Below are 23,901 nucleotides of genomic sequence, written 5' to 3' on the forward strand. Positions count from 1 at the left end.
GCCGATAGGCGAAATTTGGTACTGTGGTAGAATCTTGCTCTAAGAAAGTGGCGGCTTCCTCTGTGTGGGCTTTTGCTGATACCCCCGGCTTGCTCGGCGTGGATTCTGCCAACTATGCGGCGGTATTTCTCCCTCTATTACTTACTACGCACGGCAAGGCAAATCTGGCAAAGTTCCCCGGAATTTCTTTTCGTGTTTTCACAACAGCATTTGACAAAAACGGAAAACTGGAAGCCTTTTTTGGCTTGAAATCAGTTCCGTTTTGTAGTGATATACGGACAGTTTCAAAAAACGCCAAACTTTCCGGCAATTATTTTTCCCCTTATTACCTACTACGGGAAAAAAGGAAATTTAGGCAATGTTTTCAGAAAGTAGTTGAATTATTTTATTACGGTGCAAAATCCGGCTTGGTTTTGGGCGCAAAAAAACAGGAAACCTTTTCTTGATTTCCTGTCTTTGGCTGCCGCTGATGGGCGGCGGTTATTCTGTTATCATTCCCCGGAAGCAAACTTGTAGCCCACGCCTAAAACGGTCTTTATGTAAGTGGGCTTTCCGCTATCCGGCTCTATCTTTTTCCGTAGATTGCATATCACATTCGCCACGTTTGACTGGCAGCTTTCACTTTCCATGCTCCAAACGGCTTCAAAGATTTGCGCCTTTGTGAACACCCTCCCCGGACTGGCGGCAAGGTAGCAGAGTGCGCCATACTCTAAACGGGTGAGGGGAATATCTGTGCCGTTTTTTAATACCCGGCGTTGGTGCAATTTTATTTCCAATCCCGGAAAAGTAAGTGCCGGGGAGTGGGGCGGCTGCATGGCTTCCAGCGGTATCATATCGGCAAGGGCAGCTATGGCTTTCTCAACCGCTTTTTCTTCGGTGTCGTTAAACATAAGCATAACTATTTTTGCGACAAATCTCACCTCCTGTTAGGTAGGCTGTCCGTCAAAGCGGAACTGGAACAGGGCAGCGATAAGCCGCCGTTTGATGTTGTCCTCGGTGTCCTTGTTGACCTGTCCGTTTTCAAGGGAAGCAAGCCGGATTCGCTTGCTGTAATGCCGCAAAACCTCGTCAATGGCTTCCGGCTCGCCGCTGGTCGCCCGGACAATCGTTTCATACGGCACAAGTTTAGGATTCCTCACGGAAAAGCACCTCCATTTCTTTATGCAGCATTTGCAAGGCACTGTGTATGTGATGCCACGCCGTACTCCGGCAGCGTCCGTACATTTCCCCGATTTCCTGTTGTGTATAATCTCCGAAAAAGTAAAGGAAAATAATTTCCCGCTTTCTTTCCGGCAGAGATAACAGGGCGGCGGCAAGTTCCCCATTGGTGAGGATAACTGTCTGACCGCATATCGTAATGGGATATTCTTCATAGGGTGCTTCAAAATATTCGTCTGTCGTGCCTAAAGGGTAAAACTTTTCTTCTGTGAGGTATTCAAGGGATATTTCTTTTTGCCGCCGTTTGCTCCTATCACGCCATGCGTTGAGTGCCGCAAAGCGTATGACGGTCTTGCAAAAGCCATTGAACGTATACATGATATGTTCCTTGTATGCTTCTGTGCAAGGCATAGATGATTCCCCCTTTCTCCCACATAGGGCGGTGCATGGTTTATGGTTGCTTGTTTATAATTCAAAGTAACAACAACTCTATGCGCAGGTCTTAACTCATTTCGCTACTTTAATTATCTTCTCCCGGTATCACATTTTACCATTCACAAAAAACAATTTCAGCATTTTCGTAAATAGGACATATATCTTTCAAGATATTCCTTTTGACAGTTTGTATTTTTTTATAATCAATATTATTGGTAATATAAATGCAAACTTTTATGTGCATACCAATTTTATATATGTCACATTTTTGCAATGTCATAATACCGCTAAGATTCTTTTCTACAAATTGGAAAACTGTTCTTTTTAGTTCCTGATTCGTTGTCAACCCTCCTGACAATTCGCGGAAAGAAGATATGAAAACACTTATCGGTTCTTTTATTGCAGGCAAGACTATAATTGTCGTAATGAAAAAATCTCCAGTATAATGAAGGAAACCCAAACTTCCGTTAATATCTATCAGTTTTATCAAGAACGCAGACAGTGCTACGCCCAAAGATAATATGCCGTCGATAAAATTTCCTTTCGATTCTGTTGCTAAAAGTGTACTGGAATCATTAGTTTTACGGCTCTGGCTTCTGTTAAAAAAAGACAGCCCAAAACATATGATACACATAAGTATCTCATAAGGAATTACAGGTTCAATCATCAAAGGGGTTCCAACGCCATATGCAAAATACCCCCATGCTGCTTTTGCAGTACGAGCAACAGAAGAAAACAGCAGCACCAATGTTAATAAAGTTCTAAAAATAGAATATAATGGCTCTAAAAAATAAAGACCGTCCGGGTAATTCTTTGTCTTTTTATTACTAATTTTTGAAATTTCCAATGCTGCCAAACAAGAGCAGGAAGCAATCATTGAAAAGGAACAGTCTAAAAACAGAGCTTGAATATTTGTTATCGAAAAAATCCAAAACCCACCTATTGCCATTATTAAGTTTACAATGCAGCTTACTATCAGCGATTTGCGTTCAATTTGTTTTTGTGTCATGGTTACCTCCATTGCCTTGGAATTTTATAGTATTCAGATTGACATATCCGTACAACAAGCAGTATACTATAACATGTGTCGTTTTTCTATCTTCAATTTTATCTATAATTGTTGCCTAAACGACACTGCCGCTCGAAACTGTTGTTTAAAGGAGAAAACTATGAATAAACATGATAGGCGGGTCAAAAAGACAATAAAAGCATTACAGTCTGCTCTTGCTGACGCAATGCTTGATAAGGAACTTCAAAAAATTACAGTACAGGAATTAGTCAACAAGGCAGACATACATAGAGCTACTTTTTATTCGCACTACCATGATGTGTATGACTTATATGAGCAAATGGAACATGACGCTATATCTGAGTTCACTAAATTTATTAACGATAATCCAGCAGGTCATTACGAAAATATTTATAATTCCATTATTGATTATATTTATGAAAATCCTGCCCTAAGCCGTTTGCTTTTTTTCGGAAAGGGAATTGACCACAAATTTCAAGAGCATATGTATGACATCATCGAAGAAAAATATCTTGAAATATGGATGCAAGAAGAAAATATATTTTCCGTTTCAGAAGAAATGCTCTATATGGCGACATATCATATTCAAGGCTGCCTCTCAATAATCTCACTTTGGATTAAGAATAATTTTTCTACCCCAAAGGAAAAAATAATCCAGCTTATTTATTCTATTGACGCAAGTTGGAATATGCCATAAAAGAAATAATCTGTGTGGAGATAAAGAGGGATTCCGTAGTAGTCGGCACTGTGGGAATGTGCATAACTTGCTGTCTTATGGAGTTGTGGGAAAGTCTGTTTGCAGAATGTGGGAAAGCTGCACTTTAGCTTTTCCATGTTCTGTGAACGGACTTTTCCATGACGGAATAGCAAGTTATACACATTTCCACGGTGCTTGTCTTTTGGTCTTTGGTTCGGAATAGTGTGGTACTGGCGGTCTATCTCTTGTTTTCGGTTGCTTGCTTCTTTACCGTACATGAGCATTCGCGCCAGGGTTATCATTGCCGTAACCTTCCAGCAGGTTGATGACGCCCCAGATTCCAAGGCCGGCTCCCAGTGCGATAACGAGGGTCTGCAAAACGTCGATTGCGCTGTTGAAAAATTCCATACTTTAATTTAGCCGGAATCGCTTTGTGGTTAGTGTTGGTTCATAGGCATACAAAAGCCGGACAACAAAACCGCCCTGAATTTTGGGCGGCTCGATTCCGGCTATCCTCCTTCTTCATTTTTTTGTTGAGCTGTCCGCTTTGTACGCCAATGGCCTCAACCGAGGCAGGTTTCAGGGACCCTGGCGGGTAGATAAGATCACTCCTTTCTCGCGGAACGGGATTATTCGCCCTCGGTGTCTACGTCAACTTCAAACACATCGTAGACCTCGTTGGGTTTTGGTTTGAGCCGGGTGGACAGAAACGCTTCAATGTCAAAGGCGTTCTTATCGTCCGCGTCGGCGGTGTACTGAAAATTGGGGTGCCTGGTGATGTCATACTTATCCGACAAAAACGGGCGGACGCCCCGCAGCTGGAGGATACATTTTCCCCCGTCCATCACCGCAAGCTCATCCTGGCTCATCAACTCTTTGCCACATTGTCAAGTGAAGAATTCATTCCTTTTGCTTTTTCATACACGGAATCTTGTAGATGTTCTATAAATGTGCTAAACTATAGCAAATCAGAATATAAGGAGAAATATATATGCGTATTTGGAAAATAATATTTTCGGTTCTGACAGTTGTTTTTGGTTCTATTGGATTGATGAAATTACTGCCTTATGATATAACGTTACCTATTATGTTTGTGTTTATGGGATTAGTTATGTCATTAAATGCGAAAGAATGCTATGATAAAAAATCGAAAACAGATGCTGCTATTTTTGGCGGAGTAGCAATTTTTGTTTATGCAGTCACAGCATTTAATTTGGTTAGCCGATTGCTATAATTCAAATTTGCGAGGGAAAATATATGATTAGAATAAGACCATATAAAGCTTCGGATGTAGATACGATATTATCGTGGTGTCAAGATGAAAAAGCATTTTATCAATGGACAGCAGGTGTACTTGGTAATTACCCAATAACACAAAATGAATTTTGCTTTGTTGAATCTCTAATGCCGTTTACTGCATTTGATGAAACTGGAATTGTTGGTTTTTTTACACTAAGGAATCCTGATGAATCTTTGGATGAATTACGCTTTGGATTTGTTATTATAAATCCTCACAAGAGAGGAAAAGGCTATGGAAAAGCTATGCTCCAGTTAGGTCTAAAATTTGCATTTGAAATATATGGAGCAAAAAAAGTATCATTGGGTGTTTTTGAGAATAATCTTCCAGCTTATTACTGTTATAAGGCAGTCGGTTTTAGCGACGTAGTTCTTGATACAACAGAAAGATATTGTATTCTGGGTGAGGAATGGAAGTGCAAAGAATTGATTATGGAAAATAGATAGATTCCAGTTTATAGATTTGAACAAATCGGTATTTAAGGAGTTGTTGAAATGGAGATTAGATACATCACCAAAGATGATAATCCTCTTGAAATAAGCAAAATATATGAAAGTAGTTGGAAATACGCATATAAAAACATTATTCCTCAAAACTATCTTAATAGTATTCCAACGGGGCAATGGGCTAATAGTATCAATAAAATTGGTATGAATAACCTTGTTCTGATAGAACATGGGCGTCTTATAGGTACTGCAAGTTTCTGTAAATCAAGATGGGAAAAATACAGCGAATATGGAGAAATCGTTTCCATATATTTTTTGCCTGATTACATTGGAAAAGGATACGGTAGGTTATTGCTTAACAAGTGTATTAAAGAATTAAAACAATGCGGATTTAGTAAAGTGCTTTTATGGGTTTTGGAGGATAATCATAGAGCAAGAAAATTTTATGAAAAAAACGGATTTATTTATTCAGAAGTATTTCGGGATGATAATATCGGTGGGAAAGATATAAGAGAGGTATTGTATTTCCTTGTATAGATAAATTCAAATTTGTGAGGATGAATGTGATGCGTGAATTGATGTTGGTTAGGCCATCTAAACTATATGCAAAACAAGTCATGTCATATAAAGAAGAAATGTTACAATGTGGAGATAGTTTTGATGGTTGTGCAGGTCTTGAAGATGTCCAATCATTTGATGAGTGGATTGACTTTGAGAGAAGATTAAGAGAAAAATATAAAAGCGGATATGTTCCATCAGAAGTGTTTTTAGCGGTAAGGCGAAAAGACGATTTTGTTGTTGGTATGATTGATTTTCGACACCCATTATCGGATTTTCTCAAAAATTTTGGGGGTAATATTGGATATAGTGTTCGTCCGTCAGAAAGACGAAAAGGTTATGCGTCTGAAATGCTGGGATTAGTTTTACCTTTTTGCCGTGCGTTTGGAGAAAGCAAGGTTTTAGTAACCTGCGATAAGCGAAATGTAGCTTCGCAAAGGACGATTATTAAAAACGGTGGAGTGATGGAAAATGAAATTGTTGATACAGTGGGATTAAGTAAAAGTGGCATTATTCAAAGATTTTGGATTTCAATATAGTGTCTTTCTCAACCATTTCCAGTTTGACATACTGGGAAATCGCAATTTAAAGGAGAAAATTATGAATATAGAACAATTTTGGAAAGCCGTTCTTGCCCAAGATGAAAGAGAAATTAGAAAATACTTTCATGCAGAAGCCTATGTAAATTGGCATTGCACCAACGAGCATTTTACGGTGGATGAATATATTGTTGCGAATTGTGAGTACCCCGGAGAATGGGACGGACTCGTTGAAAGAGTAGAAATTGTGAATGATTTAATTATTACAGTTGTTCGTATCTATCCCAAAGATAGAAGTATTTCTTTTCATGTGACTTCGTTTATTCAAACAAAAAACGATAAAATTACAGCAATGGACGAATATTATGCCGATGATGGAATGGCACCACAATGGAGATTGGATAAACGCATTGGGACACCTATCAAATAAATCTCAGTTTTTTCTGGAAGCCGGAGAATAGGGAACCCGGCTTCTTTTTCGTGTACGGGCAAAAAGAAAACCCTTCCCCCAAAAAGAGAGAAGGGCATTGCCGTTATTCTGTTACCGCCGGTATCTCCCCGACAAAGTTATAAATGATTTTGATTTCCTGAAACTTCTCCCCGTCAACCTTTTTCACCTCACCCACCAGAATCCGGCTGATAAGGCGGTTTAAGATACCCTCGTCCAATTCCTGTATCGTGGCATACTGCCGGATTTCACGGATAAAGGTGCGGACATCGCTTTCCTGCTCATTGGAACGGCGCAGGGAGAGTGCCAATTCTTTAAGCTGCTTCTGGTTTTCCTCCTGTTCCCGCTCCATTACCGCCGTCAGCTTCACAAAACGCTGCTCGGACAGGATTCCCTTTGCCTTGTCGGTATACAGGTTCAGGAACATATCGTCAATCTCCCGGTTCCTTGCTTCCAGCCGTCCCCGCTCCTTCTCCATCTCCGAAGCGTCCGCCAGATACCGCCGCTCCATACGGCTGCTAATCCGCTGGTAGAACGATTCCACGTCTTTAAGCGCCATTGTTGCAAGTTCCTGAATGTCCCTCAACACAAGATTGTACAAATCCCTGGCTTCCACCTTATGGCTGGTGCAGGAGTTCTTCCCCAGCCGGTTATACGTCTGGCAGATATAATACGCCTTGTCTATCGGCTCCCGTTCCTCGCCGGTAAAGCGGTTCTTCCCGGTTCTGCCTACTTTCTCATAGCGTACCTGCATGGACTTCCCGCAGGTGGCACAGTAGATAATGCCGTGGAACAGGTTATAGAAGGGGCAGGCGTTCCCCTCCATGATGGGAGGGCGGCGGTCAATCAGTTCCTGCACCTTCTCCCAGTCCTCCGGGCTTACGATGGCTTCATGGCAGCCCTCAAGGACTTCCCATTCCTCACGGGGAATGATGTCATAGGTATTGGAGCGGATTCCCTTCTGGTGCGTCCGGCAGACAAGATGTGCGCCCTTGTAAAACGGGTTCCGCAGGATATGGCTAATCCTTGCGCTCCCCCACGAATAATAATTCACGTCACATTCCGTATTGCTTTTTACCCGTGTGATGGGGATTTTATCCTCCATCAGTTGTTTGGCTATCCGCATACACCCCCAGCCGTTTAAGGCAAGGTCATAGATTTTACGGATAGTAGGCGCTGTTTCCGGGTCAAGGATAAGGTGTCCCCTTTCCTCCGGGTCACGCATCAAGCCAAGGGGCGGCTGCCCGCCGCCAAACTTCCCCTGACGTGAGCGTGTCATGCGACCAGCCAGCACTTTCTTTGAAATATCCCGGCTGTACATGTCATTCAGGATATTTTTGAACGGCGTAATATCCATTTCCTGCCTTGTCAGGCTGTCCACGCCGTCCGTGACTGCTATATACCTTACATTGTGTTTCGGGAAAAAGATTTCGATATAACTGCCCGCTTCAATATAGTTCCTCCCAAGCCTTGAAAGGTCTTTGGTTATCACGCAGCCCACCTTCCCCGCTTCAATGTCGGCAATCAGACGCTTAAACGAAGGGCGGTTGAAATTCCTTCCCGTATACCCGTCGTCCACGTAATACTCGTACCGGGGCATACCGTTCTTTTCAGCGTAATCTTTGAGCAGAAGTTTCTGGTTCGAGATACTCATGCTCTCATTCTGGCTGCCGTCATCAAGGGAAATCCTGCAATAGAGGGCGGTTATTTTCTGATTCGATAGATGATTTTTCCTGCTCATAGGCTTCTCCTTCTATGAACAGGGACACGATACCATGATAATACCATGCCCCCGCCATTTGTTCAACTGTTTTCTGCAAGATTCCCGGTTTTTCTCCGGTTTCCGCCCTTTAGCCTGCCTGCCGTTTCTGCCATTCCTCGAACCGCTCACAGGTCTGCCTCTCGATAAGCTGCTCAAAGGCTTCCCGCATGGTCTGGCTTCCCGCAAACTCACGGGAAACGATAAACTGTACTTTTTTATTTTCCTTCCGGTTCTGCGCCGGATAATCTGCCTGTTTTGCCATATGCATTTCCCTCCATAAAGATACCCGGAGCGTTTCCGTCCGGGTGTGATAGTGTGGACTGCCGGGCAGGTGGGAGCCTGACAACGGGGGCTGACAACGGACGTTAAAAAACTCCGCACACAAAACCCGGCTTTCCGTTTTCTGTTCTGATTGATTTTCTTTCTGTTTTTCCGTTGCTTTCGTTGTCAGGGAAAGAAAAAGCCCTGAAAAACGGCATTTGTTAGGCGGCTTCCCGGCAACGGGCTTGACAACGGGAGGGGCAACCAGCCGACAACCGGCTACGGTTTTCCCGCTTCCAGCCATTCCTCCGGCAGCCCAAGCTGGACGGCTTCCCCTTCGGGCAAAGGCTGGAAACCTGATTTTCCATGTCCTCCGTTGTCAGGCGGCTCCACCCGTTCCCAACCCTTCTGCCGGTTATAGGGCGAGGGGAAATGCCGGGGATTCTCAAAGGCTTTCCAGCCCGCCGCATAGTTCTTCATAATGGAATTAATATCACGGATATCATACTGTTTTGGTTCCTCATAAGCCGGGTGTCCCAGCCCTTCATGGTAGATTTGTAGGGAGCATACCATCTTCCCGCCGTACCCGTCTAAAAAGTTCAGAATCCGGGTGGCGAGGGTGTCCTCCGGCATGAATGACCGTTGGTGTTCTTTCAGATACTTCTCCATTGCCGGGCTTAATTTCAACTTTACATCCCCCTTCCGGTAAACCTCCATGACCTCCGCCCACATCTGCCCGATATAGGCTCTGGAAGCGGCTTCATCTTCCAGAATGTGAACCTCCGCCGCTTCCGCCTGCACCTGCACCGGCAGGAAACGCCGGTTCCCGGTTCGGTCAAGGGGCAGGAAGTCCAGCGTGTTGGAAGTCCCGGCAAACACGCACTGCCGCTTATGGTCTTTTGGGTGGACTTCATAAGGGGCTTTGTAGGTTTCCTTCTGGCGGCTCAAAAAGGACTTAATATCCTCAATGCTCTTTGCGTTCGCCGTGGCAATCATTTCCGACATTTCAATAATCCAATGCCCTTGCAGCTTCCGGTATACGTTATCATCGTCTAACTTCCGCAGGTCATCGGAAAACCACTCATCACGGACAGCAAGGAACCGGAAGAAGGTGGACTTCCCGGCTCCCTGGCCGCCCACCAGACAGAGCATGACCTCAAACTTTGTCCCCGGCTTGAATACCCGTGCCACCGCCCCCAGCATGAACAGCAGGAGGACTTCGTAATTGTAATCGCTCACCTCCGCACCGAGGAAATGGCGCAGGGCATAGCGCACCCGCTCCGTCCCGTCCCATTGCAGGCTGTTCAGGTAATCACGGACAGGGTGATACCGGTATTCATTGGCGGCTACCTTGATAGCCCCCTCAATCCGCTTCTCTGATGTCAGCCCGTAGTGTTCCTCCAAATACAGAACTAAATATTGAATATCCACGTCCGTCAGCCGGTTCCCGTCCCGATACCAGCCAAGGGGCTTCACAATGTCAACCCGGTCAGTCAGGAGGTTGCTACTGAACGCCCTTCGAAGCAGCGGGTCATGCAAAAACACCGCCCTGTAATTCCCCGGCGTGTTGGCGGTCTGCCCCTTCTGGGTGGTTTCCAGCATCTGCCGGACTTCCCCCACCGTCTTTTCACCGTCCATGCTGTCTACGGCTGTTCCCACGGCTTGCCTGACCTCTGGCGGCAAACTTTGATACCCTCCGCTCAATCCGTTCCACCTCCTTCCCATGCCCCGTGATGACTGCGGCTTTTTCCTCCTTTGTCCCGGTCAGCAGCGTGTCTAAAAGATAACCCACATACTCCCGTTTCTGCATGGCTTCCACGAACAGCGGGTTCCACCCGTCCCCCGGCGATTTCGGCGCATATGCCGTTTCCCACCGCTCCAACAGATGGAGATAATCACTAAGCACCCGGAAGCATTTCCGCTCCGCCTGCAAGAACCGCAGTTCTGCCGACACGCTCCGTCTTGCCGGTTTTGGGGAAGCCCGCCCCCGGCTGTCATAAGAAATGCCAAAATCCGAAGCCAGCTTTTTCGCCGCTTCCAGACCGGGCAGCCCGTAAAGCCTTGCCACAAAGTCAATCACGTCCCCGTCCGCCTGGCAGCCGAAACAGTGGAACCGCTTATCCACCTTCAAGCTGGGATTCCTGTCATCATGGAAAGGGCAGCACGCCATGCCGTTCCGGTTCACCCGGATGCCGTACATTTCCGCCGCCTGCCTTGCCGTTACATTTTCCTTTACTGCTTCAAATACATTCATACCGTCCCTTCCCGGAAATAAAAAAGCATCTGCCATTTCCACAGCGGAAAGCAAATGCTTCAAATCTCCATATCTTTTTTTGTTGCTGCCCTTACGTTCCTGCGCTCCATGCGCTCCCGGTTCACCCGGTCAGCTTCTATTTTCCCCCTTGCGAGCCTGTCCTTCATGGATTCCCTTGCCTTCTCTTTAATCTGCTCCTTGTTTGCACGGCTCACCTCCGGCTTTTGGAGCGCAGACTGGACTTTCCTTAACACTTTCTGCGCCGCATTTTTAATCTGCTCCTGAACCGTACACAGGCACTTCACGGCGAAATCCCTTTTCTCCTGCGGGGCTTTCCGTTCCGGCGAAGCCAGCCACTTTTTGTAATCCTCCACCGCCCGGATGTCCTCCTTCTGCGTTTCCGCCCGGACGGTATCCGCCACAACTTCGCAGGCTTTCTCATAAGCCGTGTCCGCCACTTCCTCCACCAGCGATTCCATGTCTGCAATCTTCATGGTGACAGTGGCAAGTGCCGCCTGCTTTTCCGAAAGTTCCCGCCCTTTTTCCGCAATCAGCCCCTCCTGCTTTTCCAGTTCCTTTTCTTTTTCTGAAACGGCTTTTACGGCTTTATCAAACTTCTTTTCCTGCTCCGCTATGGCTACGGTGTTTTTCGTCAAGGCTTCCCCCTGTGCGGAGAGTATTTTCTTCTGTTTTTCAATGATGAAGTCCTGCTTTTCCAGATAATCCCGCCCGCCGTAGGACGGCTCTGCCTGCAAGTGAAGGTTATGTGCGGCGCAGATACGGAAAAGCATCTTCCGGCACTCCGCATCAAAAGTCTGCTTGCGGTTGTTGTTCCTTCCCTTTTTCTTATCCGGTTCAGGGAGCGGCACTCCCAGTTCTTCCAACGCCTTTTCCTGCTGGGGGCATAACTCCCCATACCGGTTTTTGCAATCGAATACATGGCGCTCATGGATATGCGGCGTCCCCTCGTCCAGATGGAGCGCCCAGTCCAGAAGATGCACGTGGGAACCAAAACGCCGGTCAAACTCTGCATAAAACTCATTCACAATCTGGAACAAGGTTTCCGGCGGGACGGATTCCTCCACCGTCCCAATCTGGTAAATGCTTTCCTCCGGGCAGGTCTTATTGTTCTTTAACAAATCCCCCACCGTGCGGTTGCGTTCCGTGTGCCGGTTCTTCTCATTCCTTGCGTTCTGGGCTTCAATGAAATCCGAATAATTCTCGGTGTAATAAGCCAGTTCTATCTGCTCAAAGCTGAAATCCGGCTGGGAAGAATCCTCCCGGCTCCCGGCGGTGGTATAGCCCCGGTAGCAGTCCCAGTATACATTTTTCTTTGCCCGCTCCGAATCAATATGACCGCTGTTTTCCACGTCAAAGCGGCGGTCATTGTGGCGTGGGTTGTACGTGCCGTTTTTGCCGGAGCGTCCGTTGTGCCGTGTCAGTTTCAATCCAAAATCCCCCTTTCCTTTTTACCGATTCCCGGGCTGGCGGGAGGGCTGCGAAGCCGCCGAACCTGCGGGGCTTGCGTCAGGTAATACCCAGTACGAATTGACGCAAGCGCCAACTCTAGCTGGGCAAGGCGTTTCACCCTTGACCCGATAAGGACTGCCGCCCTTAACCCGCCAATGGGCGTTGCCCCTTGACCCCAACAGGGCTGCTGCGCCCCTGTACCCCGCATAAAAGGTTGCCGCCAACGTGAGTGCGCTGCGCCCGCCCACGTCAAAGACGGCTCCCTTTTTCCGTATCAGAAAATCAGAACGCGCCGCGCTCGTTCTGATTTCCTACAGAAACCGCAGCCATTCCCCATGACAGCCGGAAAAACACGCCCAAAACAGGCATTTCCGCCGTCCGGGGCTTCCCTGATGTCTGATACCTCTACCGTGAACCACGGGGAAAATACCGGCTCCGCACCCGTTGTTTTGACCGTAAAACGCCCCCAAATCAGGCAATATCCTTCCCGCCCGGCATGGACTTGAAGCCGTGTTCTTTGGCATATGCCCTCGCCGCCGCCCGCCGTTCCTCACTGTAAGGCGGAACCAGCCGGATAGACAGCCGGGACTTATCCAGAACATAGGTCACGCTCCCTTCCGGCGTGGACTTCTCCAAACGGCACAGGAGCGGATATTTTTTGCTGAACTCCGCCAGCCGCCGCTTCAAGTCCGCATTGAATGTGTAAATACTGGCTTCCTTCTCACCCTCGTTGAAGTTGACAATCGTTTCCTTTTCATACTTAGACGGCTTTCCCATAAAATCCCTCCCAGTCTGTGCTTTTTTCAACCATGCGGATATGCTTCTTTGCTTCAAAATATCCTTCCATTTCCAAACGGAGATGGCGGTAAAAACAGGGATACCATTCCCCGGCTCCGCCGTCATCCAGCTTCCTTGCCAGGCACAGCACCCGGCGTTTCACTTTTTCATCCACTGTCAGGGCAGTGACCCATTTCAGCCTGCGGACGGTGTTCTCATGGCTCCCGCACCCGAAGGCATATAAAATCTTCTTTTCCTCAATGCTTAACTTCATGTTCCTTCCTCCATAATTGATAGTTTGTTTTCCTGCCGTTTTGCCTGCAATCCGTTCCTGCCCGGAATCACCCCAGCGTTTTCCGTTCCTTTGGTATGCTCCTGTCATGGCACTACTTCTCCGGGAACGGTATCACTTGCAGCCGGTCATTCTGTTTTCAATGTCCTGTGACACTGAAATCTTATCAAAATAAACCGGCTTCCCCCGTATGTCCGAAAGGCTGGAAAATTTCCCGAAAACGCAAAATTTCCACGCTTTCGGAAATGCCCCGTGCTATAATGGCCATGAACCATGTTTTGAGAGGAGGGGCGCAATGTATATAAAACTGACGCTTCAGGAGAAATTGAAAGACGAGAGAACCAGCCGCCACATGACGCTTGCGGAACTGGAAAAGGCAACGGGCATAGCAAGAGCCACGCTGGGAAAATATGAATCCGACAAATGCACGGATATAAGCCCGTTCAACCTTGCAAAGCTGGCGGAATACTACGGCCTTTCCATGGATTACCTCATGGGGCTGACCGAAAACAAGAACCACCCGAACACCGCCCTGCATGAGCTGCACTTGAATGATTCCACGGTTGATTTGTTAAAAAGCGGCGCACTCAACAACCGGCTTCTCTGTGAGTTTGTCTGCCATCCGGGATTCCTGCGCCTGCTGACGGATATGGAAGTCTGCATTGACCGGATTGCGGATATGCGTATCCGTGACATGAACTTAGTTCTGGAACAGGCAAGGCAGTCCGTCATGGAACAGCGGCAGCCCCCGGAAAACGACCTCTATATGCGCACGCTGGAACTGGGGCAGGTCAGCGAGGAACTGTTTTTCAGCCACGTCATCCATGATGACCTTGACCGGATTGTAAAAGACCTCCGCACCCGGCACGAATCCGACAAGACCACTGCCGAACTGGAAACCCCCGCAGCAGATTTTGCCCGGAACATCCCGGTGATACTGCTGGACGCCCTCATGCACAAAGGCACGGCGGACGAAAAACGGGCGTTTACGATCTGCCGGGTATTCGGCATTGATTATATGAACCTCCCGGAAGAGGAACGTGCCACCCTTGCCCGTGTGTTTAAAAAATCCCCCCTGCTCCCCACAGCTTCCAGCCAGCGTGGAAAATCAAAGCTGCTGTCCCTGTTTGGGAAGAAAAAGACGAAAGAATGACGCAAAAAGGGCTGCCATTCCCGAAAAATCCGGTTAGCAGTCCTCTTTACTGTATCGTGTGTCCCATGTTCAATTTTCCGGCTTTAGAGCCGCTTTTTCCAGACAGGAGCCAGCCGCATTATACATAGACCAGTTCCGCATAGATAATTTCCTCCGCCCGGCTGCGGATAGAATTGCAGCGGCGCACCCATTCAAGCTGGTCATCCGCTTTCAATTTCTCCGTCACGCCTTCGGCGGCTTTCATCTGCTCCATGATAAGGTCAAGCCGTTCCTGTGCCTGCTCGTCCACGTCGGCAAGGTGCGTCCAGAGTTTCCCGGATAACAGCAGGCTGCAATAAAGGGCGGGGCGGGCTTCTTCCAGATAGGCTTTACGCCTGCGCCCCCAATGCCCGATAGGGCGGGATTCCTCCGTCAGCCGCAGGGCGGGAATGTAATAATCACCCACAAGAACGTAGTCAAGGCCGTTGTTATCGTCATGGATTCTTTTTGGCAGTTCTTTCATTCGTGACCTCCTGTATTCAGTTTTCCAGAATCCAGTTGTTCGTGTCCCTGTTCATGTGAATTTGTTAGGCAACTGAACTCTTCACGAACAAGTATGGCATATCTTTCCCCAATTTCTGATAGTTGAGAGAGTGGGAGGTTTCCCGCCCCCGGCTCTCCCCGGTGTTGTAAGTGTCATGAGGTAAGCGCCTCGTGGACGCTCCCTCCCGAACCGTGCGGGCACCTCTCGATGCACACGGCTCTCCATATGCCATCAACTAACAAAATCAGTCTTTTCCGTGTATCTCACGGTGGCACGCCGGGCATACTGCCAGCGTTTTCCTATGGTTCTTTAACATAACTTTTTCCCACTCATATTTACCGCTAAGGCTTTTCAGCCGTTTCACCTGATGAATCTCCACGTCATTTGTGTACTGTCCGCAGAGTTCACAGGTTTTGGAGCGCAGTTTTGCCGCTATGCGGTTCGGTTTATCATACCGCTTATAGGCGGGCAGGATATCTGCCTGCGGCACATTAGGCTTGTCCTTGCGGATAAAAGGCCCTCTGTAAAATACGCTCTCCTTCATACCGCCTTTTGTCTTATAAATGACTGTAAACCGTCCATTTCTGAAATATCTCTTTTTGATTTTTCTGGTCTTTGTGCGGTATTTATTTGCGAATGTTTTCAACATACTATAATGCATTAAACTCGCATACTTGCTCATTGCGCATACATTACATGCCAGTGAGTAATAGTTGTACAAACCTCTGATTTCAGAGTTGTACTTTGACAGGATTTCGATATCCTTACGGTTAATGAGCTGTGGTCTGTGAATGGCTTTCCAATGCTCTTTTTGTGTAACTTTGTCCTTCTTGATACGGATTGCGCCATACTCCAACAGTTTTGATTCCCATTTTTCATGCGGCATGTATAACTTTACTGCGCCGCTGTACCCCTTCACTTTCCTGCCTTGGCGTTTTGTGATTTCCCGGCTCTTTGAAATAGAGATATCATAGCCGAGGAATCTCGCCCGGTCAGTAGCATAGGTGATTTTGGTTTTCTCCACTGACAGCGTAAGGTTTAATTTTTCTTTGAGGAATACAGCAAGGTCTGCTTTTAATTCTTCCGCATCCCTTTTGCTCCCGATAATGCTTATGATAAAGTCATCCGCATAACGGACGTATTGCAGGTTTTTATAGGTTTCATCCCTGAACTGCTTAGACGGGATTTCCCTCTGTTTCTCCCGCAGTCTGCGTAATTCCCCGGCACGTTCTTTCTTTTCGGCTTCGGTAAGCGTATCCCATACTTCCCTGTTCTGGCGCATGAACTTCTGCACTTCACGGTTCCGTCTGGCGTATTCCGGGTTCACTTTACGGTTTACCCGGTTCCCTTTTATAAAGCCTTCTTTGTATTCCTCCACATACATATCCAATTCATGCAGGTAAATATTTGCCAATATGGGACTGATACCGGAACCCTGCGGAGTGCCGCAGTAAGTCCTGTTGTACTGCCATTGTTCCATATATCCGGCTTTCAAATTTCCACATCAATGAGATAAAAGCTTCGTCATCAATGCGCCTGCGCAGAATATCAATGATAACATGGTGGTCGAAGCTGTCAAAACATGCCTGAATGTCACCTTCCACAAACCAGTTTGCCCCCGCAAATGTCCGCTGTATCTGTTCGAGGGCTGTATGGCAGCTCCTTTTCGGGCGGAATCCGTGGGAATAGTCGGAGAAGGTTGGCTCATAAATGCTTTCCAATATCATTCGGACTACTTCCTGCACCAGCTTGTCATCCCCGGAAGGAATCCCAAGCGGACGCTTCTTACTGCTGTTTTTCTTTGCAATATATGTACGCCGTGCAGGTTTTGGGCGGTAAGAACGGTCTTTTAATGCGCTGATGATACGCTCTATTCTCGGACTGCTCATTCCGTCCAGTGTTTCACCATCCACACCCGGCGTCATGCTTCCCTCATTGGCGTAGATATTTCTATATGCCAAAAGGTAAAACTCCGGGTTGTACAGGTTCCGGTAGAGCCTTTGGAACCTATACGATAAATCTTTAGACTGTTTGTTTAGGCTATTCAATACATCAGTTGGATTTCTCATGATGCCTCACGCACCTTCCTTTCTTTCTCTGTATTAAAAGCATACTGCTCCCCTTCGTCATGTGGGCGGCTCTCCCGCTTCCGTTTTTACGGCTATCCCTGTAAATCCAGAGTCCACGGGCTACTATGGGAGCTGTGTAACCATGCCCGCATATGGGCGGGTTTAGGTCATCCCCGGTAGCGTATGCCATACTTAGCGTTCCGTGTTGTCGGTAATCTTTGTAGATATGTGGCGTTCGCCGTTCAACCTAATCTAAGGCTTGCCCTGCTTTGGATATCGCACGTCTGCCGACGATTGAGCGACAGACGCCAAAGCACCGTGCGTTTCATCTTCTTTCGCACGTAGGCCAGATACTCCCAGGCTCCGGCTACCAATCAAGCAGTTTAGCTTTCATCCTCATACACGGATTTTCATCCCCACATAAAACAGCGGTTAGAAGATTGCGCCGTTTTATGCCAGTTATAGCGTTAATAGTGGCGGCTATAACAACGACATGCTACACTCCCCAGAGGGTTTCCCCTCACGGATAAGTCGTGGAATGATAGACTATAAATTTTCACCGTCCTTTCTTTGATATCTTTGTCTACCGCTTGCTAAAGGCGGTTTATGGCATACACCCTAACGGGCGCACAATAGTTTCTTTTCCCAGGGCGGCGGCTAACTCCTTTAAGGTGGTGGGTTCTTTGCCGCCCAGAAAGATGGAAGTGTCCATATTTCCGATGATGGTGTCGGCGTTGTCCTTGTAGATGGCCTTTAACTGGGACTGCGCCTGCAATACCAGACAGGCGGAAATCTCCCGGCTTCGGATGGTGGCTACCAGCTTTTCCAGCTTTGGAATCTGCCCGATGTTGGCACACTCGTCAATCAGGCAGCGCACATGGACCGGGAGCCTGCCGCCGTACACATCGTCCGCTTTTTCACAGAGCAGATTAAACAGCTGGGTATAGCACATGGAAATCAGGAAGTTAAAGCTGTCATCGGTATCGCTCATAATGAGAAATAAGGCGGTTTTTTTGTCCCCCAGGGTGTCCAGTTCCAGCTCGTCATAGGCTGTGACCTCCCGCAGCTCGGCAATATCGAATACCGCCAGCCGCGCGCCGCAGGAAATCAGAATCGACTTCGCGGTTTTGCCCGCCGCCAGTTTATATTTTTTGTACTGCCGCACCGCAAAATGGTTGGGCTTCTCGGATTCCAGCGCGTCAAACATCAGGTCAACAGGGTTTTTGTATTCCTCATCGTCCTCCCGGACCTCCATCGCGTTAATAAACTCAATCAGGGTGGAGAAGTTCTGCTCCTCCACCGGGGCCTCGTAGTGGATATATCCAATCAGGGCGCAGTACAGCAGCGTTTCCGCTTTGACCCAGAAATCGTCACTGGCTTTCCCCTCGCCCTTGGTGTTGGCGATTAAGGTTGTCACCAGCTTCAAGATGTCCTTTTCGCTGTGGATATAGGCGAAAGGATTGTATTTCATGGATTTTTTGAAGTTGATGGTATTCAGCACCTTGATCCGGTACGGTTCATAGATAGTTTTGCCGTTCTTGTCCTTCATGGGCTTTCCGTCCTTATCCAGCTTCGGCGCGCCCCGTTGGAGCAGCTTTCCACATTCGACCAGGATTGTGCCTTTCGGATCAGTAACCACATACGAGCTATGGAGCTGCATCAGGTTGGGCTTGAGCCAGAACCGGGTCTTGCCGGAGCCGGAACCGCCGATTACCAGCACATTTTTGTTGCGGGCGGTCTTGGGGTCCTTGGGGCGGCTGCTCATGGTAAGGCGTTCCGTCTGGGTGAGGATCACATTGTTCTGGAATACCGGATCGACATAAGGGGCGATGTCCTGGGAATTTCCCCATCTCGCAGAACCGTACTCGATATTCGGGCGGTACTTCTTGGCGTTTTTGCCTTTCAGGTAAACAGCCAGCCGGAGCGCCGCGCCGCAGCACAGCCCGACCAGCAGGTCCAGCGGGTGAAAGCTGGGCCAGAAACTTCCAAGAGCCGCCGGAAGGACGGAGATTAAAGACAATACCTTTTCCGAAGCGTCCGCGCCCTGGGCCATCCGCCACGCCTCCCCGAAGTTGGTGGAAAACAGCCCCATCAGGATATAGGGCAGGTTCAGCAAAACGAGCTTCTTGATGTTCAGGGGCTTTTTCATCGTTCCAGCTCCTTTCGCTTTGTGCGGTCCACCACCGCGTTTTTCACCAGCTCCTTGAACTGGTTCAGCTTCGCCAGCACAGACGGGCGGGACGCCTTGCGGACCTTCTTCTGGGTGTACTCGGTAAACGCGGAGGTCAGCGCGTCCGCGTCGCGGGCCTTGAAAAAGACCAGGTACTTGGGCGGGGAGCAGCTGCGGTCCTTCTTTACCGCGTAATCCACGCCGTACTTCCGGGCAACCCGTTCAAACACCTTGATGGAGGGGTCTGTGATCTCAAGATTGGACACGCCCTGGTTCTGCCCGATGAGCTGCTTCACCGTCTGCCTGCCCTGGGGCTTGACCTCCGCGCCCTTTTCCCGCTGTTTCTGCATCTTTTGCTCTTTCAGGTGCGCCAGATACTTCATAATTGCCGCTTTGAACAGCCTGCCGGTGAACTTTGTGCCGCTGACAATGAGCGTCAGGGTTTTGCTTTCCACTTCGTCCTGCATGGGTGTTTCGCCTCCTCTCTATGGATTTTCTGCATGGTTTCTCTATCGGAGCTGGTCTTGCCGGTCATAGCGCAGGTTTCCGTTTCGGACCTTCGCATGGCTCACAATCCTGATATGCCCCTGTTCCTGGCGTTCCAGGGACTTTTTATATCCCTCCTCGGTGAGAAAGGCGCGGCTGCGTTCCCCTTTCCAGCCAACAGGGGAATCAGCGGTCAGGGTATCAAAAATAATCATGTGCCGGGTGTCCTCCGCGAACCGGTTTAAGTCCATGTAACTATGGCCGGAATACTCCCGCGCCCCGGCTTTAAGCCGCATTTCCTCCATCAGCTGGCCGATGGTCTTTTGCTCAGGCATGGTGTGCGCCCCCTTTCTCCCGGCCCTGGCCTTTCACCGTCAGAATCCCGTCCAGCGTGGTGGCGGTGATCCGCAGGCGTTCAGCGGTGGCAATATCGTTTTTGACCGTTTCATCGGTCGAGTGTCCACAGACCACCAGCACATGGGATCGGCGCAGGTAATCTCTGGCGATGTCGATTCCGTCCTTGTGTTCCTGGGGGATTTCATCTTTCAAAAACAGCGGCAGGAACAAAACAGGGCAGACCGGGGAATATCCGGCGTCATACACCTGGCGGCAGTAGCTGGCGGCGTTTGCCGCATTTTCATGGGGGTTCTTGCTCCAGGGAGCGGTGATATACGCAAGCGGTCGTTTCATAACAGATTCCTTTCTCCCGGCAGTTCCGGGCAGACAAAAACGGCCAGCTTTCAGAAGCCGCCGTACATATCGTGGTTGACCTGTGAGGTGTAATGGTTGCTCATGGTGGTGGGCGCGTTGAACAGCACCGTCAAAAGGTACTGCTTCATGTTCCGTACCTCGGTGGTGTTCTTTTGCAGGCAGTCCATGACAAACTCGATGTGGGAGCTGTCCAGCTTCAGGAAGCGGGAGCGCACTACCTCATGGGGGAAGTCCGCCCCGGCAATCCGGGTGGTCTTACGCTTCGCGCAGACCGTTTCCACCAGCAGCTCCACAATCTCGTCCAAATCCTCCCGGTAGGTCCCAAACCGCTGTTTGAGGCAGTCATACTCGATATTCTCCAAAATCAGCTCCCGATAACTTTCCATCTCTGTGAGCGACATCGTTTCCCTTCGTTTCGGTTCCGGTGGCTTTGCCGCCGTTCCCCGGAAGGGAAGGGAATCGGTAATTGATCCGTCAGTAATTGATTTTTGGGTATTTAATTTCTCTATATTTATTTGCGTTGGATTTTCCGTTGACGGTTTTCCCGTTGACGGATTATCCGTTGTCGGAAAACCCGACAACGGTTTTTCCAACAACGGTTGGGCGGGCGGTTCCTCTGTTACCGGACGCTCATAAATCACATACTCGTTGGCGCTGAACTTGCCGCCCGCGTCGGTGGTCTGGCGGCGCTTGATGTACCCCGCCTTTTCCAGCTCATTGACTGCGGAGCGGATCGCGTCCTTGCTTTCCCGGTTGATAACAGCCAGGCCGGAAAGGGTGTAGTCCCAATCCTCCGGCAGTGAGAGCATCTGGGACAGCAGGCCCTTTGCTTTCAGGCTCAGGCTCTTGTCCCGCAGATGATAGTTGCTCATGACGGTGTATCCCTGTGTGCGTTCTACGCGAAAAACGGCCATTTTCTGCACTCCTTTCGTTTCCCAGGGCATGAAAAAAGCCACAATCCCGTAAAAAGAATTGCGGCGTTCATTTGCTGGCTGACTTCTGCCTGTACCGGTGAAAAAACGGCGGCATGGGCGGTTTGTCAAACAGGCTCTCTAACTGCGGAAACGTCAGGGTTTGAAAAATCCTGTCAATCTCAATGGTTTCCATGTTTCGCTGGGAGCGGCAGTCCTCCCGGATGGCTTCTCTGATTTCCTTAACGGTACACATATTCATTCCTTCCTCTCAATTTGTCGGGTTTACGGGTGGCGTTTCTTTTTGGGCTTGAAGTCCAGGATATGCCCCTCAATGACGCGGGCATACCGTTTGATTTTGATGTCCCGGCGTTTCTGGCTGGCGAGAACGGCCTGGTAGCCGTCCTCGTCCAGAAACAGGCGCGTTTCATCACCGGGTGCGCCGTAGGCGGTACGGGGCCGCAGGACGGAAAACTCCACCATCCAGCGGGTCTTATCCTGAAACCGTTCCACAGCCAGTATGTTGTGGCCCTTTAACTCCCTGGCAACGTGATCTCTCATAGGCGCTCCTTTCAGCGTTCCTGATCTCTCTGACGCTTTTTCTGCCACTGTTCCAGCAGTTTGATGATGGTTTCCTGCATCCGGGCAGGGGTGTAGCTTTTGGGAAAATACTTCCGCAGGGTGTCGGAGGTAAACGTCACCTTGTCCAGATCGCTTTTCTTTTCCTCGCCCATAATCGCCCGCATTACATCTATGGATAAACGCCCCTCCTGGCTGAATTTCTTGAGCCGCTGGGCTTGGGAAAGGGAGGGGGTGGCCTGTTCGCTGTCCATCGCGTCCAAAAGCTGTGTCTGTTCTTCTTTTTTGAGAAAGGACAGCTCATAGGCCGGGTTCAGGGCAATTTTCTTTTCGTCCACCATGTTCAGCAGTTCGGGGATTAACTCGGTCAGGCGGATGTAGCGTTGCACCTGCCTTTGACTTTCACCAGCTTGATTTGCGACAAGCTGAATAGAAGTACTGGACTTCTCGCCAACTTGGCGAGAAGTTAAATCCGACCGTTCTCCTTGATGTTTGATGGCCTCCAATTTCATCTTGTAGGCAAAGGCCCTCTCGCTGGGGAGCAGGCTTTCCCTTTGCAGGTTGCTGTCAACCATGATAATCGTGGCGGCGTCATCGTCCAAATCCCGGACAATGACCGGCATGGTTTCTTTCTCTGCCAGTTCACTGGCCCGATGCCGCCTGTGTCCGGCTACCAGCTCATAGCCGCCGCTGGGGTCGGGTCTGGCAATCGCCGGAACCAGAACGCCGTACTGCCGGATGCTGTCCGCTGTTTCCATCATGGCATCATCATCTTTGACCTTGAAGGGGTGTCCCTTGAACGGGTGCAGCTCGCTCAAAGAGATTTCTACCACCTTTTCCCGCCCCGCGTCGGCGCGGCTTTCCTCGGTGGTAAACAGATCATCGACCGATGCCAGCTCTACTTTTTTCGCGCTGCTTTTCAAGTTTCAACACCTCCTTGGTCAGATTTGCGTAGCCCTCCGCTACTTTGCCGCCTGGGTCATGGGCGAAAATGCTCCTGCCCTCCGCGCTGGTTTCCTTTGCCCGGACAGAATGGGGAATCTCTGTGCCGAATACCTTGATTTTGCTGCCGTAGGTTTCCCGCAGCAGGGCGGCAATCTCTTTGGCAAAGTTGGTGCGGTTGTCCACCATCGTCAGCAGGATACCGTCTATTTGCAGTTTCGGGTTGATCTGTCGCTTGACTTTGGCTACCGTAGAGAGCAGCTGTTCCAGCCCTTTGGCGGGCAGATACTCCGCCTGGACGGGGATTATGATCCGGTTGGCGGCGGCCAGCGCGTTGACGGTGAGCATACCCAGGGAGGGCTGGCAGTCTATGAGGATATGGGAATACTGCCCCTTTACACTGTCCAGATATTGCCGCAGAATCGTTTCCCGGCTCATAGCGTTTACCAGCGACACCTCCATGCCGGACAGCTGAATATCCGCCGGCATCAGGTCCACACCCTCCGGGTGGCGCAGAATCCCCTCGCCGGGGCGGACCGGCTGATCGGTCAGGATACGGCCCATCGCGTCAGAGAGGGTAAAGGGCAGCTTATCCGGCTGGGGATTGCCCAGGCTGATGGTCAGGCTCCCTTGCGGGTCCCCGTCAATGAGAAGCACTTTCTTTCCGGCCTGCGCCAGTCCAATCCCTAAGTTGGCACAGGTTGTGGTCTTGCCCACACCTCCCTTTTGGTTGGCGATGGCGATGATTTGCGTGTTCAAGATAATCACCTCGTTTCTTGGTATGAAAAAAGGGAGAATGTGACCGGAATCAACATTCTCCCTTAGAAACGATATGTGATTGTGCAATAATCTGTCTTTTGTGAGGTTAGCTTTTGAGAGCCATCTCGCCGCAAACCCGCATGAATACTGGGTTTTTGCCTGTTTGCTTTCCCT

Annotated in this window: 32 protein-coding genes and 3 pseudogenes; 8 read left to right on the forward strand and 27 right to left on the reverse strand. The window is 49.0% G+C overall.

The window, feature by feature from the left end; all coding sequences use genetic code 11:
* Positions 1 to 62 precede the first annotated feature (62 nt).
* Positions 63 to 446 (forward strand): hypothetical protein, encoded by a 384-nt coding sequence (locus GN277_RS08205; protein ID WP_159750640.1) that lies wholly within the window; start codon positions 63 to 65, stop codon positions 444 to 446.
* Between the two features lie 45 nt (positions 447 to 491).
* Here GN277_RS08205 and GN277_RS08210 read toward each other — a convergent pair whose 3' ends face one another.
* The 4 genes from GN277_RS08210 to GN277_RS08225 all read right to left on the reverse strand — a co-directional run bounded on the left by GN277_RS08210 (position 492) and on the right by GN277_RS08225 (position 2,602).
* Positions 492 to 896 carry a winged helix-turn-helix domain-containing protein gene (locus tag GN277_RS08210; RefSeq protein ID WP_159750641.1) on the reverse strand — a complete coding sequence of 135 codons (405 nt, stop codon included), beginning with the start codon at positions 894 to 896 and terminating at the stop codon, positions 492 to 494.
* Between the two features lie 30 nt (positions 897 to 926).
* The gene (locus tag GN277_RS08215; RefSeq protein WP_004056518.1) at positions 927 to 1,139 is read right to left on the reverse strand and encodes a helix-turn-helix domain-containing protein; all 213 of its coding nucleotides are present in this window, start codon (positions 1,137 to 1,139) and stop codon (positions 927 to 929) included.
* Complete coding sequence (locus GN277_RS08220) at positions 1,126 to 1,569, reverse strand: RNA polymerase sigma factor (protein WP_159750642.1); 444 nt, start codon at positions 1,567 to 1,569, stop codon at positions 1,126 to 1,128. The genes GN277_RS08215 and GN277_RS08220 overlap by 14 nt, the downstream gene beginning before the upstream one ends.
* A 136-nt stretch (positions 1,570 to 1,705) precedes the next feature.
* Entirely contained in the window at positions 1,706 to 2,602 is an 897-nt protein-coding gene (locus GN277_RS08225; RefSeq protein ID WP_016289762.1) for a cation transporter, read from the reverse strand.
* Between the two features lie 160 nt (positions 2,603 to 2,762).
* On the opposite strand from GN277_RS08225, the gene GN277_RS08230 reads away from it, so the two are divergent.
* Positions 2,763 to 3,320 carry a TetR/AcrR family transcriptional regulator gene (locus GN277_RS08230; protein WP_159750643.1) on the forward strand — a complete coding sequence of 186 codons (558 nt, stop codon included), beginning with the start codon at positions 2,763 to 2,765 and terminating at the stop codon, positions 3,318 to 3,320.
* Positions 3,321 to 3,587: 267 nt separating this feature from the next.
* On the opposite strand, the gene GN277_RS08235 is transcribed toward GN277_RS08230, so the two are convergent.
* Positions 3,588 to 3,728: a Maff2 family mobile element protein gene (locus GN277_RS08235; protein ID WP_022788348.1), complete on the reverse strand. Its 141-nt coding sequence runs from the start codon at positions 3,726 to 3,728 to the stop codon at positions 3,588 to 3,590.
* A 221-nt stretch (positions 3,729 to 3,949) separates the two neighbouring features.
* Positions 3,950 to 4,201 (reverse strand): annotated as a pseudogene (locus tag GN277_RS08240) (VirD4-like conjugal transfer protein, CD1115 family); the annotation flags it as partial.
* A 110-nt stretch (positions 4,202 to 4,311) separates the two neighbouring features.
* Between GN277_RS08240 and GN277_RS08245 the strand changes: the two are divergent.
* The 5 genes from GN277_RS08245 to GN277_RS08265 all read left to right on the forward strand — a co-directional run bounded on the left by GN277_RS08245 (position 4,312) and on the right by GN277_RS08265 (position 6,590).
* Positions 4,312 to 4,554: a hypothetical protein gene (locus tag GN277_RS08245; protein ID WP_159750644.1), complete on the forward strand. Its 243-nt coding sequence runs from the start codon at positions 4,312 to 4,314 to the stop codon at positions 4,552 to 4,554.
* A gap of 23 nt (positions 4,555 to 4,577) precedes the next feature.
* Positions 4,578 to 5,063 (forward strand): GNAT family N-acetyltransferase, encoded by a 486-nt coding sequence (locus GN277_RS08250; protein ID WP_004604839.1) that lies wholly within the window; start codon positions 4,578 to 4,580, stop codon positions 5,061 to 5,063.
* A gap of 48 nt (positions 5,064 to 5,111) precedes the next feature.
* Positions 5,112 to 5,600, forward strand: coding sequence for a GNAT family N-acetyltransferase (locus GN277_RS08255; protein WP_016284635.1), 489 nt, complete (start codon positions 5,112 to 5,114; stop codon positions 5,598 to 5,600).
* Positions 5,601 to 5,629: 29 nt separating this feature from the next.
* Complete coding sequence (locus tag GN277_RS08260) at positions 5,630 to 6,160, forward strand: GNAT family N-acetyltransferase (protein ID WP_016284634.1); 531 nt, start codon at positions 5,630 to 5,632, stop codon at positions 6,158 to 6,160.
* Between the two features lie 61 nt (positions 6,161 to 6,221).
* On the forward strand, positions 6,222 to 6,590 hold the full coding sequence (locus GN277_RS08265) for a hypothetical protein (protein WP_016286587.1): 369 nt from the start codon (positions 6,222 to 6,224) through the stop codon (positions 6,588 to 6,590).
* Between the two features lie 103 nt (positions 6,591 to 6,693).
* Here GN277_RS08265 and GN277_RS08270 read toward each other — a convergent pair whose 3' ends face one another.
* From GN277_RS08270 to GN277_RS08310, 9 genes are all read right to left on the reverse strand, one after another.
* The gene (locus tag GN277_RS08270; RefSeq protein WP_159750645.1) at positions 6,694 to 8,349 is read right to left on the reverse strand and encodes a recombinase family protein; all 1,656 of its coding nucleotides are present in this window, start codon (positions 8,347 to 8,349) and stop codon (positions 6,694 to 6,696) included.
* Positions 8,285 to 8,428, reverse strand: a complete 144-nt coding sequence (locus tag GN277_RS08275) for a hypothetical protein (protein ID WP_159750646.1) — start codon at positions 8,426 to 8,428, stop codon at positions 8,285 to 8,287. Before GN277_RS08275 ends, GN277_RS08270 begins: the two co-directional genes overlap by 65 nt.
* Positions 8,429 to 8,458: 30 nt before the next feature.
* The gene (locus tag GN277_RS08280) at positions 8,459 to 8,935 is read right to left on the reverse strand and encodes a hypothetical protein (protein ID WP_159750647.1); all 477 of its coding nucleotides are present in this window, start codon (positions 8,933 to 8,935) and stop codon (positions 8,459 to 8,461) included.
* Positions 8,911 to 10,269, reverse strand: coding sequence for a virulence-associated E family protein (locus tag GN277_RS08285; RefSeq protein ID WP_204162817.1), 1,359 nt, complete (start codon positions 10,267 to 10,269; stop codon positions 8,911 to 8,913). The genes GN277_RS08280 and GN277_RS08285 overlap by 25 nt, the downstream gene beginning before the upstream one ends.
* Positions 10,259 to 10,885, reverse strand: coding sequence for a CHC2 zinc finger domain-containing protein (locus tag GN277_RS08290; protein WP_204162818.1), 627 nt, complete (start codon positions 10,883 to 10,885; stop codon positions 10,259 to 10,261). Before GN277_RS08290 ends, GN277_RS08285 begins: the two co-directional genes overlap by 11 nt.
* Before the next feature lie 59 nt (positions 10,886 to 10,944).
* Positions 10,945 to 12,333 (reverse strand): serine/arginine repetitive matrix protein 2, encoded by a 1,389-nt coding sequence (locus GN277_RS08295; protein WP_159750648.1) that lies wholly within the window; start codon positions 12,331 to 12,333, stop codon positions 10,945 to 10,947.
* Complete coding sequence (locus GN277_RS08300) at positions 12,330 to 12,563, reverse strand: hypothetical protein (RefSeq protein WP_159750649.1); 234 nt, start codon at positions 12,561 to 12,563, stop codon at positions 12,330 to 12,332. The genes GN277_RS08295 and GN277_RS08300 overlap by 4 nt, the downstream gene beginning before the upstream one ends.
* A gap of 263 nt (positions 12,564 to 12,826) precedes the next feature.
* Positions 12,827 to 13,132 (reverse strand): molecular chaperone, encoded by a 306-nt coding sequence (locus tag GN277_RS08305; protein ID WP_120412423.1) that lies wholly within the window; start codon positions 13,130 to 13,132, stop codon positions 12,827 to 12,829.
* A complete protein-coding gene (locus GN277_RS08310; RefSeq protein WP_244324638.1) occupies positions 13,116 to 13,514 on the reverse strand; it encodes a hypothetical protein in 399 nt (132 codons plus the stop codon). Before GN277_RS08310 ends, GN277_RS08305 begins: the two co-directional genes overlap by 17 nt.
* Positions 13,515 to 13,719: 205 nt before the next feature.
* Between GN277_RS08310 and GN277_RS08315 the strand changes: the two genes are divergently transcribed.
* The gene (locus tag GN277_RS08315) at positions 13,720 to 14,577 is read left to right on the forward strand and encodes a helix-turn-helix domain-containing protein (protein ID WP_159750650.1); all 858 of its coding nucleotides are present in this window, start codon (positions 13,720 to 13,722) and stop codon (positions 14,575 to 14,577) included.
* A 118-nt stretch (positions 14,578 to 14,695) separates the two neighbouring features.
* Here GN277_RS08315 and GN277_RS08320 read toward each other — a convergent pair whose 3' ends face one another.
* The 12 genes and pseudogenes from GN277_RS08320 to GN277_RS08375 form a co-directional block, all read right to left on the reverse strand.
* Complete coding sequence (locus GN277_RS08320) at positions 14,696 to 15,079, reverse strand: TnpV protein (protein WP_159750651.1); 384 nt, start codon at positions 15,077 to 15,079, stop codon at positions 14,696 to 14,698.
* 265 nt (positions 15,080 to 15,344) lie between these two features.
* Positions 15,345 to 17,169 (reverse strand): annotated as a pseudogene (locus GN277_RS08325) (reverse transcriptase domain-containing protein).
* Positions 17,153 to 17,359, reverse strand: coding sequence for a hypothetical protein (locus tag GN277_RS08330; protein ID WP_159749052.1), 207 nt, complete (start codon positions 17,357 to 17,359; stop codon positions 17,153 to 17,155). Before GN277_RS08330 ends, GN277_RS08325 begins: the two are co-directional and overlap by 17 nt.
* 441 nt (positions 17,360 to 17,800) lie before the next feature.
* A pseudogene (locus GN277_RS08335) lies at positions 17,801 to 19,318 on the reverse strand (VirD4-like conjugal transfer protein, CD1115 family); the annotation flags it as partial.
* On the reverse strand, positions 19,315 to 19,806 hold the full coding sequence (locus GN277_RS08340; RefSeq protein WP_016284900.1) for a PcfB family protein: 492 nt from the start codon (positions 19,804 to 19,806) through the stop codon (positions 19,315 to 19,317). The pseudogene GN277_RS08335 and the gene GN277_RS08340, both read right to left, overlap by 4 nt.
* Before the next feature lie 42 nt (positions 19,807 to 19,848).
* Complete coding sequence (locus tag GN277_RS08345) at positions 19,849 to 20,160, reverse strand: DUF5720 family protein (RefSeq protein WP_004054655.1); 312 nt, start codon at positions 20,158 to 20,160, stop codon at positions 19,849 to 19,851.
* Complete coding sequence (locus GN277_RS08350) at positions 20,153 to 20,515, reverse strand: DUF7768 domain-containing protein (protein WP_004070646.1); 363 nt, start codon at positions 20,513 to 20,515, stop codon at positions 20,153 to 20,155. The genes GN277_RS08345 and GN277_RS08350 overlap by 8 nt, the downstream gene beginning before the upstream one ends.
* A 50-nt stretch (positions 20,516 to 20,565) precedes the next feature.
* Entirely contained in the window at positions 20,566 to 21,450 is an 885-nt protein-coding gene (locus GN277_RS08355; RefSeq protein WP_016322378.1) for a DUF6017 domain-containing protein, read from the reverse strand.
* 67 nt (positions 21,451 to 21,517) lie between these two features.
* Positions 21,518 to 21,709: a hypothetical protein gene (locus GN277_RS08360; RefSeq protein ID WP_004054660.1), complete on the reverse strand. Its 192-nt coding sequence runs from the start codon at positions 21,707 to 21,709 to the stop codon at positions 21,518 to 21,520.
* A gap of 23 nt (positions 21,710 to 21,732) precedes the next feature.
* On the reverse strand, positions 21,733 to 22,008 hold the full coding sequence (locus GN277_RS08365; protein ID WP_004054662.1) for a DUF5720 family protein: 276 nt from the start codon (positions 22,006 to 22,008) through the stop codon (positions 21,733 to 21,735).
* Positions 22,009 to 22,019: 11 nt separating this feature from the next.
* Positions 22,020 to 22,949 carry a ParB/RepB/Spo0J family partition protein gene (locus GN277_RS08370; RefSeq protein ID WP_159750652.1) on the reverse strand — a complete coding sequence of 310 codons (930 nt, stop codon included), beginning with the start codon at positions 22,947 to 22,949 and terminating at the stop codon, positions 22,020 to 22,022.
* A complete protein-coding gene (locus tag GN277_RS08375; RefSeq protein ID WP_004081473.1) occupies positions 22,906 to 23,727 on the reverse strand; it encodes a ParA family protein in 822 nt (273 codons plus the stop codon). Before GN277_RS08375 ends, GN277_RS08370 begins: the two co-directional genes overlap by 44 nt.
* Positions 23,728 to 23,901 lie beyond the last annotated feature (174 nt).

It is taken from the genome of Sporofaciens musculi (assembly GCF_009830285.1).
GTDB classification, from domain to species: Bacteria; Bacillota; Clostridia; order Lachnospirales; family Lachnospiraceae; genus Sporofaciens; species Sporofaciens musculi.